This is a genomic window from Sanyastnella coralliicola (assembly GCF_030845195.1).
Classification (GTDB): Bacteria; Bacteroidota; Bacteroidia; order Flavobacteriales_D; family Sanyastnellaceae; genus Sanyastnella; species Sanyastnella coralliicola.
In genome coordinates this window covers 972,730-989,735 of the sequence record NZ_CP132543.1, presented here as the reverse complement: position 1 = coordinate 989,735, position 17,006 = coordinate 972,730, and the positions used below count along the sequence as shown (strand labels likewise).

The window sequence follows — 17,006 nt, the reverse complement described above, 5'->3', positions numbered from 1 at the left end:
ACGTAAGACACGAGAAAGTTACTTAGGGTTGCCTTCTCTTGAAAAAAAGAAGGATTCATCCTTACATTTAGCCAAAGCCATCATCATGAATAAAGCTCTCATTCGCATATACCAAAACCGTGAGCAAGCCACAGAATTAGCTAAGCAGTTAATTGATGACGGGGTGAATGCTTACGTAGCAGACAACTCTGGTGCGGTTGACTTGACCTTCTCAAACAGTAAAATCAACGAGGAATTTCAGGTGCTTGTCGATGGACATCAATATGTAGATGCCATGAATTTTCTGGTGGAAAGAGCAGAAAAAGAACTTCATCATATTCCAGAAGATCATTACCTCTATTCATTCACCGATGAAGAAATCATGGATGTTCTTCGTGACTTCGATGAGTGGAACGAAGTTGACATTGCGCTGAGCTCAAAAATCGCCAAGGATCGGAATCTACCGATTACCTCAATGGTAATCGACGACAAAAAAGATAGCGTTGAACCAAACGATCAAATCGGGATCATTGTTATTGCGTATATACTTTTGCTAATCGCTCCAATTGTGAGTGCTATAATTGGCTGGATACTAGCGTACTATAAAAAGCAAGACAAGCAAGGTTCATTGTACTACGTTTACTCTGAACGTGCCCAAAAGCAAGGTAAAATTGTCATGTGGCTAGGTATCATCTTCCTTGCACTCTTTGTACTTGCAATCGTCTTTAGAGACGTCGCCTATTACATGTAAAAGGCAATAGGAACGAGGGATTTACGTTCTCACAATACCAAAACTTAATTGAATCATGAAGAAACTCTTACGCAATGTCCTCATTCTGGGGGCCGTGATTGCGTTGGGTGCATTTACCCTCCGCCCTGTTCCCATCCTTCCTGAAGATCAATGCGAAAAAGTATCTGGTACCGTTGACCGAGTTTGGGTCACTGAAAGCCATGATATTTTCTTTGTACTCAAGGATGATCCACGCAGATTCTACATGAATCGGGGAACTGAATACGGTATTTCCGAAGAAGATGCTTACCAACTGGAAGGCGAATCAATCACGACTTTCTGTCCTGATTACTTTACTTTATTAGATCCGGGGAAAAAGACCAGACACGTCACAAAAGTCATTGTGGACGAAACTGTGATCTTTTCGGAATATCCATGAGACACTCGGGGCCTACTTTTGTATCATGGAAAAGAACAAGAAGGCCTACGAACCTATTGATTGCGGTCTATACGACCACTATGAGGTTTACGCTATGCGAAGAACCCTTCTGTCTGTGACGTACAAAGAAGGGGAAAAGACAGTAACGAACTCACTAATCATCAAAACGCTTCGAGCGCTCAATGGAGAAGAATTTCTCCTAGCAGAAGACGGCACCGAAATTCGACTTGATCGAATCATCGAAATGAAGCCAGTGGCTTAGCCACTAGGCTATAGGCGTTAGGCCATAGGCTATAGCCCCACTAACGCCTAAAGCCTATAGCCTAACGCCTAAGGCGAAAAGCCTTTACCAATCCGTGAGTTCTACGTGATCTATTACCTCCAATTTTGACCAAAGCAATCAAATGAAGCACCTACTCGCCATTTTGCTGGCTGTAATAAGTATGACCAGCTACGCCCAGAAAGACTTTTTTACGCAGACCGACGAATTCATGTCGATGTACGTGAAGGATGGTCGAGTTGATTATGCCATGATCAGCGAATTCCAACTCAACAACGTGTTGGAAGCTGGTGAAGCTTGGTATAACCTTGAGCGCACGGATGCTGAACGTAAAGCATACATGATCAACCGTTACAACCTACTGGTGATCAAAGGTGTGATTCGCCGAGGCATTCCTGCTTCTGTGCAAGATGATGGACAGTTCTTCGAGACCAAAGAGTTCATTCACAATGGGGAGAAAGTATCGTTGAACATTCTCGAGAAAGAAATCCTCTTCAAGGAGTTTCCGGATGCGCGTCTTCACTTTGCTTTGGTCTGTGGTGCTATTGGTTGTCCTCCTCTTATTAGTGAGGCTTTTCGTCCAGAGACATTAGAGGCTCAGCTCGATGCTGTGACTACGGCTGCCATGAGCAATCTGAATGTGATTCAATACGGTGCTGTTTCAAACGAGATTTCATGGTCTGCGATCTTCGATTGGTACGCCAAAGACTTTGGCGGTTCGAAAGCTGCACGACTCGAATGGATCAATTCTTTCCGCACCTCTCCTCTTCCAACCGACGCAAGGATTTCTACGATTCCATACGATTGGAATTTGAATGGGATGGCTTCCACTAACGTGGGAACTGCTGACGGAGATCCAGGGCAAGCAAACAACGCGATTCGATATGTAGTTTCTTCTACGATCCCCAAGGGAAGCACGGAAACGAAAATATTCAACAACCTATATACGCAGGCGACAGGAGATGGAACGACACTGCAAAACCGCGACAACTTCTTTACTACGCTGATCACCAGTCTCTATGGAGTGAGCGATCGCTTTAATGCTGGTGTTGAAATCAGATTCCGCCAGTACACGAACTTCGCCTTCCCTGCCTCACCTTTCGAGAACTTTGGAGGAAATGCCCGCAATTCCAGGAGTGAAATTGCGACGATCGGACCAAAAATCCGCTGGGCTCCTGTACCGAAGTGGTCGAACTTCTCTATTCAAAGCGCGCTATGGATTCCATTGAGAAATGACTTAGAAGGCACTGCTGAAAGTCCATACGTAGACTGGAACAAGCCTACGCTCTTCACGCAAATTTTCAATGACTTCCCCTTGGGTTCTTCTTTTTCCCTGTTCACAGAGCTAGACATCTTTTGGGAAGACATCGGTCGTGAAGAAGCTGATTTTAACAAGTTCACTACACCAGCAACGGTGATCTTGAGTTATTTCCCTGAGCCTAACACCACGATTTATGCATTAAATGGATTTGCACCAACGTGGTCGCCAGACCTTGATTACTTTTATCAAGGCGGACTGGGAGCGAAATATCAGTTCTCAAGGAAATTTGAAGTAGAGGCACTCTACACATACTTCACAAACTCATTCTTGCAAGAGAATAATGGAAGAGCAGCAACGATCAACTTCGGTATACGTATCAACACTTAAGCTTGGCTTAGTGTGCTTGTTATCGGTATGTTTTTCGACATCGCTGCTAGCGCAAGTACAAGTAGAGTTTTCTGGAAACCGAAAGTGCAAGGACGACCATCTCCTGCAAATCCTTCGAATAGATACGAGCGATACGCACGATGACATTGTGTCTAAAGTGCAGCGCATTCGAAATCTGCCCGCTGTGGTCAATGCTGAGGTTGACTCCATCGGTAAAAACTATATCCGCATCAAAGTGGAAGAAGGGATCACAACGATCCCTTTAGTTGCTTTTGGGGGGATCGAAGACAATCAATGGTTCCTAGCCGGTCTCAAAGAATTGAGCTTGTTCGGCCGTTCGATTGAAGGAACAGCCTTCTATCGCAACAACCAAGGTGAACACAACGGATACTTCAGTTTACGTGTACCTTACGTAAAAGGAACCCGCTGGGGATATTCATTCGAAGCCCAACGTTACGCCAGTCTTGAACCGCTTCAGTTCGGTGAATTATCATCAACCTATCGTTATCTCAATTACACCGTTGGTGGAACCATCATCAAAGAATTCAAGTACCGTCATTTCCTCGAAGCCGGTGCGAGCTTTCTTTATGAAGATTACGAGCAGCGCGACGATATATTCATTCAAGGAGCTCCTGCTTCCGCTAAGATTCGAAAAGTACTTTACAAGCTTACGCACTCCATTGATCGCGTGAACCGTCATGCTATCAACTTCGGTGGTTGGTCAATCAACCAGCACTTCCAAGTTATCGACGACATTGACAGCGGCTATGATGCTTTCTTGATTTACTGGGCTGACATTCTCTACTTCCGAAGATTGCAAGCCATGGGTGGAAACCTGGCCGCTCGAGTAAGACTAGGAGTATCTAGCAACAACGAAACACCCTTCGCTCCTTTCGTTCTTGATAGTCAGGTCACCATTCGAGGTGTGGGTAATCGCGTAGACCGCGGAACAGCTGTGGCTGTGCTGAACTTGGAGTACCGTCAGCAATTCTTCGCCAAGGGCAATTTCGCTGGACAAATCGTCGGTTTCTCAGATCTAGGGAATTGGAGAACTCCGGGCGGCGACTTTGACCAACTGACCATGAATGAAAACTTGGTTCACTTTGTTGGTTTAGGTACACGCCTCATCTGGACCCGTTCAAATCAGGCGGTATTAAGAATTGATTACGGAGTGAATACTATGGATGACCAGCAACGCGGAATTGTTCTGGGTCTTGGACATTACTTCTAAACCGCTACGTCGTTCTCACGAAGCGCATCGTTCAGCGATGTCTTTTTATCTGTGCTCTCCTTACGCTTCCCGATGATCAGCGCTACTGGCACATGGTAGGTTCCAGCATTGAATTCCTTTGGAACCGAACCAGGGATCACTACTGATCGTTCTGGAACAACACCTCGATATTCTACAGGCTCATCACCAGTCACATCAATGATACGTGTGCTCTTCGTCAAAGTGACGTTTGCTCCAAGTACCGCTTCTTTCTTGACATGAACTCCTTCTACGATGATGCAACGCGAACCAATGAAGGCTCCGTCTTCGATGATCACCGGAGCTGCTTGAAGAGGCTCCAATACGCCGCCAATACCTACACCGCCACTGAGGTGAACGTCTTTTCCAATCTGAGCACATGACCCTACCGTAGCCCACGTATCAACCATGGTACCGCTATCTACATAAGCACCGATGTTCACGTAACTCGGCATCATAATCACTCCTGAAGCTACGTAGGCACCATAACGAGCAATCGCATGAGGCACAACACGAACTCCCAATTCTTTGTAGTTCGTCTTAAGCTTCATCTTGTCATGGAATTCGAATGGACCCACTTCAATCGTCTCCATCTTACGGATCGGGAAATACAGAACCACCGCCTTCTTCACCCACTCATTTACCTGCCAAGAACCATCGGCCAAAGGCTCTGCCACACGAAGCTTTCCTTTATCGATCATCTCGATTACTTCCCCAATAGCTTCTTGTGTTGATTCCGAAGACAGCAATGAACGATCGTCCCATGCCGCTTCAATGACTGATTGTAGATTATCCATGCCGCGAAATTATTAAACCCCTTTCGAGAGACAAGAAGGAAACACACAGAGTTTTCCTCACCCCAATCAAATAAACCACGAACTACCCACCACGAACCACGAACCACGAACCACGAACCACGCACCACGCACCACAAGATTCTCTACCTTTACACCGTGAAGGACTGGAAAGACCGCATTCAATCAGCATTTGCTCAGGATCTTCCCGGAGCAAAAGCCCACCAAGCAATCATGTCATACGCTCGCGACGGCGCTTCAGAGGTTCGAGCGAAAGGAGAATCATTCCGCGAAGGCGGTGTGTTGGCCTTGGTTTACCCGAAAGACAACATTGCCCACCTCAACTTCATTCTTCGTCCAACTTATGATGGAGTTCACTCTGGCCAAGTGGCATTTCCCGGCGGCAAGCGTGAAGATGCTGATCGAGACCTCGAAGACACAGCTCTCCGCGAGGCCAATGAAGAGGTTGGTATTATCCCTCAGAAGGTTGATGTCATCGGTTCCTTAACAGAAGTCTACATCCCTCCTAGTAATTTTATTGTTCGTCCCTATCTCGCTATCGCGGAAGAGCGACCAGATTTCATCGCAGACGAACGCGAAGTAGAAGCCATCTTAGAATACCCTCTGGAAGCCTTTCTCCATGCATCATCCATCACACAAGAACGCATCTCCATCCCCAACCTCGGAAATGTCAAGGTAGGCGCATTCAAACCAGGCGAACATGTCATCTGGGGTGCCACTGCGATGATGTTGGCCGAACTACGGCAAATGCTGTCATGACAACCGATCGAAAAACAATAATCGATAATCGATAACCGTCTAATAATAATCCTGGGCCTCCAATGGTCGAGGTTATAGATCATAGATTATAGTTTATCGACTGTCGTTAATACTTTTGCCCCCATGCCAGTTTTCATGCTCACCGATGACTTAGTTTTTCCTGATCCGCTGTTTGCGAATGAGGATGGCTTGTTGGCTGTTGGTGGGGATTTGGATGCTGATCGATTGTTGTTGGCATATGAATCCGGAATCTTTCCTTGGTTTAGTCCGCCAGACCCTATTCTTTGGTGGTCGCCGGATCCACGGTGTGTGGTATACATTGATGAAATCAAGGTTAGCAAGAGCATGCGGAACGTCTTGAATCAAAAGAAGTTCAAGGTGACTTTTGATCGAGCATTTGTGAATGTCATGGATGGTTGCCGAAGGGTTGAACGTCCGGGGCAAGACGGCACTTGGATCAATGGAGATATCATTGAGGCTTATCTGACCTTGCATGAACTGGGCGTAGCTCATTCTGTGGAAGTATGGCAAGACGACAAACTGGTAGGTGGACTTTACGGTATATCCTTAGGGAACATGTTCTTTGGAGAATCGATGTTCGCAGAAGCCAGCAATGCGAGTAAAGTGGCGTTGATTTCTATGGGTAGAGCGCTAAAAGAAGAAGGCTTCGAAATCATCGATTGTCAGATCTACAACGATCATCTTGGTCGGATGGGTGCGACTCACATCCCACGTCAATTGTTTCTTGATGAGTTGAATAAGTCATTGAAGCAACCTACCTTGAAAGGCAACTGGGAATTCCTGGAAGAGCATCTGAAATGATTCGTGAACTATCAGTCAAGTGGTTCAAACGCAACAAGTGGCGATTCGTTGGGACGTTACCAAAGCGATTGAATAAGGTCATCATTGTCATGGGCCCTCAAACGGGCTACAAAGACATCTTGATTGGTTTGGCTGTGCAACACTTAACACGCTTCAAGATGCGCGTGGCCATTGACCAAAAATTATGGAAATGGTACTCCAGCTGGTTGTGGAAAAGAATCGGTGGTATCAAAGTAGATTTCAACAATCCTGAAAAGACGAAAAAGCGTCTCATCAACAAAATTACCGAACGTAATCGCGTGTGTATCGTCATCCCTTTCAACACCCCTGGCAACCTAGATCCGGATGGGAATGATCTCTTCTATGATGTGGTTCGAAAAACCGATTCTCCGCTAGTTTTAGTGGCTTTTGATCACCGCACGAAAATGGTAAAGTTCCACAATCCGTTCAGCTTGACGAAGTTTGAAGACCGCGATATGGCATATGTGAGGAGCTACTTCCACAACTACTACCTTCATTTTATGGACGATAGCGAATAGCGATCTCGAACGTTAATAATTTGTGAATAGAAAGTTATGAACCGAGGCTTGGTTGACAAGTTGACTTTTCTATTTTCGAACCGCTGAACCTAGAAAGAATGCACCCTCTTTCAGCACCTAAACGACTGTATTAACCTCCAAAATTCTAAGCCCAATGGATAAGTACGACTACATGATCCTGGACGTGATCCACTCGTATAAACAACAATTCGGAAGCTACATCCGACTGAACGACATCGAAAAGAATTTTTGGAAACGCATTGAGGATGACAAATCGTTGAACATTGGTCAAGCTCGCATCGGCGAACGCGTGACTCGTTTGTACATCGAAGACCTCATCCAAAACAAAGAAGGTTACATGCTCACACGAAAAGGAAGAGAGGTTCTCTCTTTCGCTCCAGCACAGGAGTTCAGTGTGGCATCGTAAACATGCTTTCAAATTTCAAGTAGAGGCACCGCATAGCAGGTGCCTCTTCTTTTTATACCCTGCTTCACCTAACTTCGAAGTCCTTAATCAGCTATCATGAAACTTCAATCGCTTTTAAGCTCCTTTTTGGCGGCACTCATCCTCATTGGATGTGGAACTACTTCTGAATCTGAAACGACCAATGCAGATGATACTGCATCGGATTTGATGGTCATGGAATCACTCCTTGATCCAAATGCCAACCCAACTTACACCAACTTTGAGCTGACAACTGACATGTCACTACTCACCGAGGAGGACAAGAAGATCTTGCCGTTGCTCATTGAAGCAGCTGCGATTATGGATGGCCTTTTCTGGAAGCAATCATTCGGTAACAAAGACGCTCTTCTTGAGCAAATGCCGGATGAGCTTACGCGTCGATACGCAGAGATCAACTACGGCCCTTGGGATCGACTAGACGACAACAAACCTTTCATCAAAGGATATGGTGAAAAGCCGTTGGGAGCTCAGTTCTATCCGGAGGATATGACAAAAGAAGAGTTCGAAGCATGGGAGAATCCATACAAAACGAGCTTGTACACTTTGGTGAAGCGTGATTCAACGGGTGCCCTCATGCACCAGTATTACCACGAAGCATACGCTGAAGAGGTAGCTAAAGCTGCCGCTCTCCTTCGTGAAGCATCAGGATACTCTCAGAACCCAAGCTTCAAGCTGTACCTCGAATCGCGAGCAGAAGCCTTAATGAATGACCGCTACAATGCAAGTGATATTGCTTGGTTGTCACTAGAAGACAACCACCTTGACATCATTATTGGCCCAATTGAGAACTACGAAGACAAATTATACGGTTACAAGGCAGCTTACGAAGCCTACGTATTGGTGAAAGACTTAGCTTGGAGCGAGCGCCTATCTCGGTATAAAGATCTCCTACCACAACTACAGAAAGAACTTCCTTGTGACGAAAAGTACAAGCAAGATGCGATTGGTGGGAAGGCACAGTTGAACGCATACGACGTAGTGTTCTATGCTGGTGACTGTAACGCAGGAAGCAAAACCATTGCAGTAAACCTTCCGAATGATGAAGGAATTCAGCAAAGCACAGGAACTCGACGTTCACAGTTGAAAAACGCCATGCAAGCCAAGTTCGACAAGATCCTGGTACCGATTGCGGATGTATTGATCGCTGAAGACCAGCGTAAGCACATCACCTTCCCTGCCTTCTTCGGAAACACCATGTTCCACGAGGTAGCGCACGGACTCGGTATCAAAAACACGGTGAACGGAAACGGAACGGTACGCGAAGCATTAAAAGACCGAGCTTCAGCATTGGAAGAAGGAAAAGCAGACATCCTTGGACTTTGGATGGTGACTAGACTTTTTGAAATGGGTGAGATTGAAGAAGGCGAAGTGATGGACAACTATGTTACTTTCTTGGCTGGAATCTTCCGTTCTGTGCGTTTTGGAGCGAGTAGCGCCCATGGTAAGGCCAACATGCTTCGCTTCAATTACTTCAAGGAGGCTGGAGCATTCTCATACGACGAAGCTTCGGGCACCTACAGTGTTGATTTCGACAAAATGGTGGAAGCCACTGAAAGCCTGAGTGCATTGATTCTGCAGCTACAAGGAGAAGGCGACTACGAAGGAGTAACCTCATTGATGGAGGAAAAAGGGAATATTGGCCCGGCCCTTCAAGCGGATCTTGATCGCATTGATGCTGCCGGCATTCCAGTTGATATCGTATTCCAACAAGGAAGCGCGGTTCTCGGACTGTAATCAATAGAACTATACTCTAGGTAAACGGACCACTGTTAGTATTAAAACCTGCACATGAAAAACGTATTCGTACTTGGGCTTTGCCTCCTTTCGGTAGTGAGCTTTGCACAACAAGGAGAACAGTTCCCAGAACTACAAGGAGAGTCTTTAGAAGGCACTCAGATTACGATTCCAACCGACACAGGCGATAAAATTACCATCGTTGGAATGGCCTACTCGAAAAAGTCAGAAGCTACGCTCAAAACTTGGTACGAACCGATGTTCGACAAGTTTGTCTTAAAACGCGGTATCATGGACCACCTCTATGATGTGAACTTTTACTTCGTACCGATGTACACAGGGGCCAAGAAAGCGGCCTACGACGTTTCTATGAAGAAGATGAAGGAAAGCAATAGGAAAGACCTCTTCCCTTACCTGTTGTTTTACAAAGGAAGCATGGATCCCTACGTGGATGTTTTGAAGATGGACAAAAAGGACTTGCCTTACCTGTTTATCATTGATGAATCAGGTACGATCATCTATGCCACGAAAGGGCTGTATTCTGAGAAGAAAATGGAGGAGATCGAGGCGGTGCTCGATGCTCGGCTGGATTAACCTTCCAGCACTACCAATTTCGGGTAACGTTGTTTCCAGAACTCAAGCTTGCTTGCGTCCTTCAGTGTGATCACTGTTTTGGAATCTAGTCGAACACGGATATTCGGCTCTGGAATCTTTACCACTTTTTTCTTTCTGCGCGTTGCCATATCACTAATTACTCTGTTGTCATACTAAGGAACGGAATTAATATCCCGATTCTATCATATAAGGAACATTTAACAATTGAAAAGGTTCTGACAATCATCAAGTTCCTGTATGGATACAAGTAAAAAGTGGTCTACCCGAACTACTCCTGTCGGATGAATTCGTAGCCGGCTTTCTCAGCCCCCCAAACATACGCACCTGTCGAATCGAATCCTCGGTCCCATGAATTGATGGCTTCTGGATAAACTGTTACGATCGATGTCGCAAAGGAAGCTCCACGAAGTGTTGACATACATGTAGCGCTGTCAGTAGCACCTGCGAAGACATGATTTGCTTCATCCCAGAGCAATGATACCTCACACCCTTCTTTCAATAAGACGGAATCAGGTGTAATTGCGCTCCATAGAGAATCGTTATTCCATTGCCCTGTATAGATTGATGGATCGTTGAATTCGTAGATGAATGACTGATATATGCTGTCTTCTTGATCTAGTCGGTATACACGCTGACGGTAAGGACGATCTTTAGCTGAAGACAAGGCCTGTTCAACGTAAATCCACGTTGATGGGTCTTCTTTCCATACTTCGTGCATCTCTAGACTGATATCATAGTAATCCGAATCGTTCTGCGCTTGTAGCGAGCTATTGAATGAACCAGTCATCCAATGCTTCAAGGTGTCGAAATGATTCACCGTTACTTCGGTCTCACTCGCTGGAGGAGTATCCGATTCCGCGCAAGCGAAAAAGAAAAAACTAGAAAGAAGAGTTATTGAGATTGGAAAGTTGAATTTCATGCTAGTGCTTTTGAAGAACGACGTCTATATACGAGGGCAAATGTAAAAATGATCGCGTAACAGAAGATTGGAAGAATAAAGGCTGATTCGAATGTTCCGTGCGCATCTCGTAAACTACCTACGAGCGGCGGAATGAATGCCCCACCCGCAATAGCAGTGCACAACACTCCCGATCCTTCAGGTTTGTTATCCCCCAGTTTTTCGATCGACATACTGAAAATTGTAGGGAACATTACAGAGTTGAAGAAGCCCACACCTAGGATCGCGAACATTGCTGTGAAACCTACACTTGAGATTGACCACAACACCAGTCCAATGGCTCCGATTCCAAAGATGGAAAGAATGAGGCCTGGGTCAATCTTACTCATAAGACCTGCGCCTACGAAACGACCTAACATCGCAGATCCCCAATAGAAGAACACAAAGGTTCCTACGACCCCTTTCGCATCAAGCGCTGCCAATTCTTTACCGTTGAAATTGGTAGAGATGAAGCCTAGGATGCTCGTCATCGTGTCATTCTGCATGACACTGTGATAGATATCTAGATCAATGAAATAGTTCGTCAAGAATGACCCAATCGCCACCTCCGCGCCTACGTATACGAAGATGCAAAGGGCACCAAACATCAAGCGTCGATTGCTTAGAACTGTTTTGACGCTCTGAAGAGAAATATGATCTCCAGAGATAATATTCGGAAGCTTGACAAATCGGAATATTACAGCCAACCCTATCAACGATAAGGCAAGCAACGCGAAAGGCATTTGCACCGCTGAAGCCTCTGAAGCATAGTAGGCTGCGCTTTCAGACTCACTCAATACATTCAGCTCATCCGTCGTATAAATCTTATCACTAAGCAGAAAAGCAGCCGAAATCAGCGGTGCTATTGTTGTTCCTAAGCTATTGAAGGCTTGGGCTAGATTCAAGCGACTTGCTGCTCCTTCTGGAGCTCCTAAGACAGATATATATGGATTGGCTGCCACCTGCAACACCGTGATCCCCGAAGCCAAGATGAACAAAGCTGCTAGAAAGATTCCGAAGACCCTAAACTCTGCTGCTGGATAGAAGGTTAAACATCCCACTCCTGCGATCAGAAGACCAGTAACAATTCCTCGTTTGTAGCTCGTACGGCTTAGGTAAATACCGGCTGGTATACTGACCAGTCCATACGCGGTAAACCAAGCAAACTGAACTAGGCCAGCTTGCCAATACTCTAATTCAAAAACTTCTTTTAATCGAGGGATCAAAGCATCCACCAGCACGGTGATGAATCCCCATATAAAGAACAAAGAGGTGACAGCAATAAACGCCCCCTTGAGTTTCTGATTGGTTTGGGTCATGGTAAAAATGCGATTGGTAGTTCTCAGTAGTGGTTTAAGACGGCTAAGAAGCACAAAAAAAGCCGAGTCTCAAAACTCGGCTCTTTCTAACTATATAATTCGTCTAACGCAGGACAGTAATGTGTCCTTTGCGTTCATACGCATCGGTGTCAATTCCTTTCACCTTCACCACGTAAGAGTATTCTCCATCTGGAACGTAGTATCCACCGCTCTGGTGATTTCCGGTCCAAGGAGTGTTGATGTCATCTGATTCGAATACTACTTCACCCCAGCGGTTGAAGATCGTCATCTGGAATCCTAGGATACCGCTTCCGTATGCTAGGAAGACGTCATTGATTCCGTCGTTATTCGGTGTGAATGCATTTGGAACGTACAGAATGATTGGATTAATGATCAGAATCGATGTTGAATCTGTGCATCCAATGGCGTTGGTAACAGTCAGACTAGTTACGTATTCGTCGAGTCCATCAAACGTGTGTGAAGGATTCTCCAGTGTTGAAGTGCTGCCATCCCCAAAGTTCCATAGGTACTCACACATTTCGCATTCTGGTTCTGGAGTTGCAAAGAACTCGTAGGCGTTGTCGCCATTATTTGAAGCCGTGAAGTTCGAGAACAAGTACTGTACCTCTACATTAACATCTGCTGTGATCGACTCACCACAAATGTCTGTAGCAATGACTTCATATGTTTCGGTGTTGTAAGGCACAATGTATTGGTCTTCACCGTACTCACCAAGTTCTGGCCAGTAATAGAAGAAACCGCCTTCTCCCCCATCAGCAAGAGCTGAAAGCGACATTCCGTCTCCAGCACAAAGTGATGTATCTGCTGTAACCGTGATATCAAGTGGAATATCTGGAATGATGTACAGAAGGTTATCTGAGTTGCTTCCTCCACAGGCATCTTGAACGTTCACCACTACTGGGACTGTGTTGAATGACTGTAGCACGATGTCTTCAGACGTAGCAAACATGGTATCCGCAACCATCCACTCGTAAGTGTAGCCACCAGAACCACTGAGGATATCTACAGTAATCGCCGTGTTATCTACACAACTTGCATTGATGTCTTCACCAAGCTCAATCTCCAATGGAGGGTTTTCAATGATGATGTTCGTTGAAGTATTGTCTGCAGCACCACATTGGTCAACTACGTCAACTCCAATTACCGCATCAACGTCGCTTTGGAAATCAATCGAAGCCCCCGTGTCATAGAATTCTCCGTTGACTGTCCATGTGTATTCGAAGCCTCCTGAACCTCCGTCAATCACGGCATCGATATCAAAGACTTCAGTACAAGGACCAATGAATTCCTCTGGAAGCGTCACCGTAACAGCTGGGCTTTCAACGATGATTTCTATTTCTGCCGACTCGTTCTGTCCACAGCCATCAGAAGCATTGAAAGTAAGTGTAATGTCTACTTCTGTAGAGTAATTCAAGATTTCGTTTCCACTGATCCAGTTGAATCCTTCTGTCCAGTTGTAGAAGTATGGTGCTTGTCCTCCCGAGACGTTCGGGTCAATATCGAAGTTCTCGCCACAGAGAACGGTCATCTCTTCCGGGAGGTCAATGATCAGTTCTGGAATGTTGAAGGAGACTTCTACCGAATCCTGGGCGACAAAGCCACAACCATCTTCAACCGTTACGACAATCCACTCAGCATCTTGCCATGAACCGAAGAAGAGTGAGTTTCCAAAACCGAAGAGGTTATTGTCTTCTTCATTCTCCCATGTCCATCCGCTGTATGCACCGTCTCCACCAGTAGCTGTTGCTGTGATGAATTCGCTTCCGTTACAGTCTAGAGTGATGTCTCCGTTGTCAATAGATACCTCGAGTGGAGGAAGATCCAGAACGATCACTTCAATGTCAGCGTCATCTGGTTGCATTCCACATGTATCTCCAACGATCACGTTGTAGATCGTGGTTACATCTGGATCAACGTCAATTGTTGGTGTATCGTCACCAGTTGACCAGTCGTATACGAAGTTTCCGTAACCACCGGTGATGATTGGCTCAAGTTCTACGCCTGCGCCTACACACATTTCAACGGTGTAACCTTCGACTACGAGTGGTTCTGGTTCATCTGCGATGTAGAATTCGAAGTAAGAGGTCAAACCGTCTCCGTTACAGGCGGCGAGATTGAGGATCTCAAATTGGACGAGCTCTATTCCCTCGGCTAAACCATCTTCGAAGGCATCAAGCGTGAAACTTACGCTTTCAACACCCGGTGCAAAGACCACCGTATCTGGAAGCAAGGTGTAATCTACACCGTTGATTCCTTCTCCTTGGTATTCGATGATTACCATCTCTTCGATCTCAAGCACTGTTTCGATCGGACGAGTAAATGTCAATGTTGCTTCACCACAATCTTCAAACATCGTGTCTGCATCTGGTCCACCTACGTCAATACTCAAGTCTACCTGAACAACTGAGTTTGATGTAAACGACCCTGCCTCAAGTACTACGATCGACTCAAGAGCCGTATCAGTACCATCTGCGATGGCGAGTTTGATATGGTAAGTCTCTCCACAGATTACTTCGTGGATTGCTTCTAGTTTTGTTGTGTATCCATCCTGACAAACACCATCATTGTTGAAGTTGTCGATGTAGTACTCATCATTCAACTGATCGTTTACTGATGATACCGTTACAGGAAGTGGTGGGTCAGTGTTAGGAACCTGTGCAATGTTAACCGCTCCGTCAGGGAATCCTGCTGGACTATCATACGGCCCAGTAATACCAGGTCCGGATAGGAAGAATGCGAAGATGTCGTTAAACGAAGAGTTCACCCACTCTAGGTATTCGTCTGAACCGAAGATGTAGTTGAACTTCACTGTATCACCTGTTGCAACGAAATCAAATTCTAGGATACAGAGGTCATTTGCCGAGCTTACGTTGAAGTTCTGTCCGATCATTCCCGGTACAGAGTTCGCGATGTCTACGAGATCTTGGTCACCAGATACTCCACTTCCGAATGGTACATCCTCAAATGTTTCACACGAAAGGTTGGAAGCGTATGCTGAAGAAAGTACAAGTCCTTCAGTCAAAGGAAGGCCAGTATCTTCAGCATTTTGTAAGTAACCAACTTGGTTTTCGTCACCTGTGTAGGTAATGTTGAATGCCGTCACCCCGGAACCGAGGAGAATTTCATTCACATATTCTTCTAGCGTTAGGCCCGATGTTACCGTAGGCTGAGCCGCGGCAATCCCGGGGATAAGAAGAAGAAAGGCGAGTAATTTCAGGTATCGTTGCTTCATAAGGTCAATAGGTTCTAACGCAATACACACACTAGACATCAAAAATACGACATAGGTTGCATGAAAACACAAGGTTTATTTCACTGAATTCCAATCCTATTGTTCATATAGTTGCAGAATATGAGCAAAGTAGCGTGAAATCTACCGTTTGTGAATACTATTTTTGGGGTCCAAAACGAGCAAAAAGTGGACTTATTCGGCCAGTCATTTCTTGAGTTCCTAGCCAAGGGAGAAAGTGATGCGATTTCAGTAAAAATTGATGGAGAGGAACAAGATCCTCTTGATCCAGGCTATTTCTTTCGCTCAACAGAGCAAATGCCGCAGTTAGAATTGATCGCGCTTGACCTGTGCGAAGGAAGCACGTTGGACGTCGGAGCGGCGGCTGGATGTCATTCGCTTGTACTTCAACAAAACGGACTCAATGTCAGTTCCTTAGAGATTTCTCAAGGAGGTTGTGAAGTCATGAAAGAGCGTGGGTTGAAAGAGGTGATTCACGCTGATTTTTTTAGCCACAAGGGAAGCCAATTTGACACCATTCTGCTATTGATGAACGGCTTCGGAATGGGGCAAAATGTGGAAGGCACGATTCGAATGCTTCAACATGCCAAAACCTTGATGAAGCCAGGAGCTCAAATCTTAGGAGACACTTCTGACATCTCCTATTTGAAAGATGTTCCAGAGAATTATGATGAGGAAATAAAAAAGGAGAAGCCTTCGCCTCTCCTTCTCAATAACTATTACGGAAATGTTCACTTTGAACTGGAATGGAAGGAACTCCGAAGCAACTTTGATTGGATCTATCCTGACCCTGATTTGCTCGAATATTGTTCCCAGAAGGCTGGTCTAGCCTTTGACCTGATAGCCGAAGGTCCACACTATGACTACCTGGTTCGCTTATCTAATTAGCGACGGTAATCTTCCAGTTTCGCCCCAAGCTTCTTACGAGCATGGAAAATACGGCTCTTCACTGTTCCCATTGGGATACCGAGCGTATCGGCGATTTCGTCGTAGTGGTAACCCTCCACGAACATAGTGAATGGCACACGAAACTCTTTATTGAGTGACGTGATTGCTCCGCGAATGTCTTTTTCATTAATCTGCGTTGTTACAGAGTCAAAGCTGTAATCCTGTGACGCATTGATGAAGTAATTGTTGTCTGTTGAATCAGTAATGGTGTTCTGAAACTTCTTACGCTTATAATTATTGATGAAGATGTTGCGCATGATGGTAAACAACCATCCTTTGATATTCGTCCCTTCCTTAAAGTTGTTCTTGTAACGAAGGGCTTTAACAAAAGTGTCTTGGATCAGATCGTCCGCGTCTTCTGAGTTACGCGTGAAACTGAATGCGAAGCCACGAAGAAACTCTCTGTGGCTGATAAGTAAGTTATTGAATTCTACCGTGGACATGTTGCAAGTGTTT

General features: G+C 45.4%; 18 protein-coding genes. 12 read left to right on the top strand and 6 right to left on the bottom strand.

The annotated features are described in order from the left end of the window. Positions 1–85: 85 nt before the first annotated feature. From RA156_RS04205 to RA156_RS04185, 5 genes are all read left to right on the top strand, one after another. Positions 86–730 (top strand): hypothetical protein, encoded by a 645-nt coding sequence (locus RA156_RS04205; RefSeq protein ID WP_306643080.1) that lies wholly within the window; start codon positions 86–88, stop codon positions 728–730. Positions 731–785: 55 nt separating this feature from the next. Further along, positions 786–1,148 (top strand): hypothetical protein, encoded by a 363-nt coding sequence (locus tag RA156_RS04200; protein WP_306643078.1) that lies wholly within the window; start codon positions 786–788, stop codon positions 1,146–1,148. Between the two features lie 25 nt (positions 1,149–1,173). Then, a complete protein-coding gene (locus tag RA156_RS04195) occupies positions 1,174–1,410 on the top strand; it encodes a hypothetical protein (RefSeq protein WP_306643077.1) in 237 nt (78 codons plus the stop codon). Positions 1,411–1,552: 142 nt separating this feature from the next. Further along, positions 1,553–3,076, top strand: a complete 1,524-nt coding sequence (locus RA156_RS04190) for a DUF547 domain-containing protein (protein WP_306643075.1) — start codon at positions 1,553–1,555, stop codon at positions 3,074–3,076. A gap of 10 nt (positions 3,077–3,086) precedes the next feature. Further along, entirely contained in the window at positions 3,087–4,307 is a 1,221-nt protein-coding gene (locus RA156_RS04185) for a BamA/TamA family outer membrane protein (protein ID WP_306643074.1), read from the top strand. Here the strand turns inward: RA156_RS04185 and RA156_RS04180 are convergent. Further along, positions 4,304–5,122, bottom strand: a complete 819-nt coding sequence (locus RA156_RS04180; protein WP_306643072.1) for a 2,3,4,5-tetrahydropyridine-2,6-dicarboxylate N-succinyltransferase — start codon at positions 5,120–5,122, stop codon at positions 4,304–4,306. The two genes, RA156_RS04185 and RA156_RS04180, sit on opposite strands and share 4 nt — an antisense overlap. Positions 5,123–5,278: 156 nt before the next feature. Between RA156_RS04180 and RA156_RS04175 the strand changes: the two genes are divergently transcribed. The 6 genes from RA156_RS04175 (at position 5,279) to RA156_RS04150 (ending at position 10,054) form a co-directional block, all read left to right on the top strand. Then, the gene (locus tag RA156_RS04175; protein WP_306643070.1) at positions 5,279–5,899 is read left to right on the top strand and encodes an NUDIX hydrolase; all 621 of its coding nucleotides are present in this window, start codon (positions 5,279–5,281) and stop codon (positions 5,897–5,899) included. A gap of 123 nt (positions 5,900–6,022) precedes the next feature. Next, positions 6,023–6,721 carry a leucyl/phenylalanyl-tRNA--protein transferase gene (gene aat / locus RA156_RS04170; RefSeq protein ID WP_306643068.1) on the top strand — a complete coding sequence of 233 codons (699 nt, stop codon included), beginning with the start codon at positions 6,023–6,025 and terminating at the stop codon, positions 6,719–6,721. Further along, positions 6,718–7,260 carry a lysophospholipid acyltransferase family protein gene (locus RA156_RS04165; RefSeq protein WP_306643066.1) on the top strand — a complete coding sequence of 181 codons (543 nt, stop codon included), beginning with the start codon at positions 6,718–6,720 and terminating at the stop codon, positions 7,258–7,260. Before aat ends, RA156_RS04165 begins: the two co-directional genes overlap by 4 nt. A gap of 154 nt (positions 7,261–7,414) precedes the next feature. Beyond that, on the top strand, positions 7,415–7,687 hold the full coding sequence (locus RA156_RS04160; protein WP_306643064.1) for a hypothetical protein: 273 nt from the start codon (positions 7,415–7,417) through the stop codon (positions 7,685–7,687). Between the two features lie 96 nt (positions 7,688–7,783). Beyond that, a complete protein-coding gene (locus RA156_RS04155) occupies positions 7,784–9,460 on the top strand; it encodes a DUF8614 domain-containing protein (protein WP_306643062.1) in 1,677 nt (558 codons plus the stop codon). A 54-nt stretch (positions 9,461–9,514) separates the two neighbouring features. Then, entirely contained in the window at positions 9,515–10,054 is a 540-nt protein-coding gene (locus RA156_RS04150) for a hypothetical protein (RefSeq protein ID WP_306643060.1), read from the top strand. Here RA156_RS04150 and RA156_RS04145 read toward each other — a convergent pair. The 4 genes from RA156_RS04145 to RA156_RS04130 form a co-directional block, all read right to left on the bottom strand. Then, entirely contained in the window at positions 10,051–10,203 is a 153-nt protein-coding gene (locus RA156_RS04145; protein ID WP_306643058.1) for a hypothetical protein, read from the bottom strand. The two genes, RA156_RS04150 and RA156_RS04145, sit on opposite strands and share 4 nt — an antisense overlap. A 140-nt stretch (positions 10,204–10,343) precedes the next feature. Then, entirely contained in the window at positions 10,344–10,994 is a 651-nt protein-coding gene (locus RA156_RS04140) for a chromophore lyase CpcT/CpeT (RefSeq protein WP_306643056.1), read from the bottom strand. After that, positions 10,991–12,331, bottom strand: coding sequence for a sugar MFS transporter (locus tag RA156_RS04135; protein WP_306643054.1), 1,341 nt, complete (start codon positions 12,329–12,331; stop codon positions 10,991–10,993). Before RA156_RS04135 ends, RA156_RS04140 begins: the two co-directional genes overlap by 4 nt. Before the next feature lie 103 nt (positions 12,332–12,434). After that, entirely contained in the window at positions 12,435–15,584 is a 3,150-nt protein-coding gene (locus RA156_RS04130; RefSeq protein ID WP_306643052.1) for a choice-of-anchor L domain-containing protein, read from the bottom strand. Between the two features lie 150 nt (positions 15,585–15,734). Here RA156_RS04130 and RA156_RS04125 point away from each other — a divergent pair, with 150 nt between their 5' ends. Next, a complete protein-coding gene (locus RA156_RS04125) occupies positions 15,735–16,490 on the top strand; it encodes a class I SAM-dependent methyltransferase (RefSeq protein ID WP_306643050.1) in 756 nt (251 codons plus the stop codon). Here the strand turns inward: RA156_RS04125 and RA156_RS04120 are convergent. After that, positions 16,487–16,993, bottom strand: coding sequence for an RNA polymerase sigma factor (locus RA156_RS04120; RefSeq protein WP_306643048.1), 507 nt, complete (start codon positions 16,991–16,993; stop codon positions 16,487–16,489). The two genes, RA156_RS04125 and RA156_RS04120, sit on opposite strands and share 4 nt — an antisense overlap. Positions 16,994–17,006: the final 13 nt, after the last annotated feature.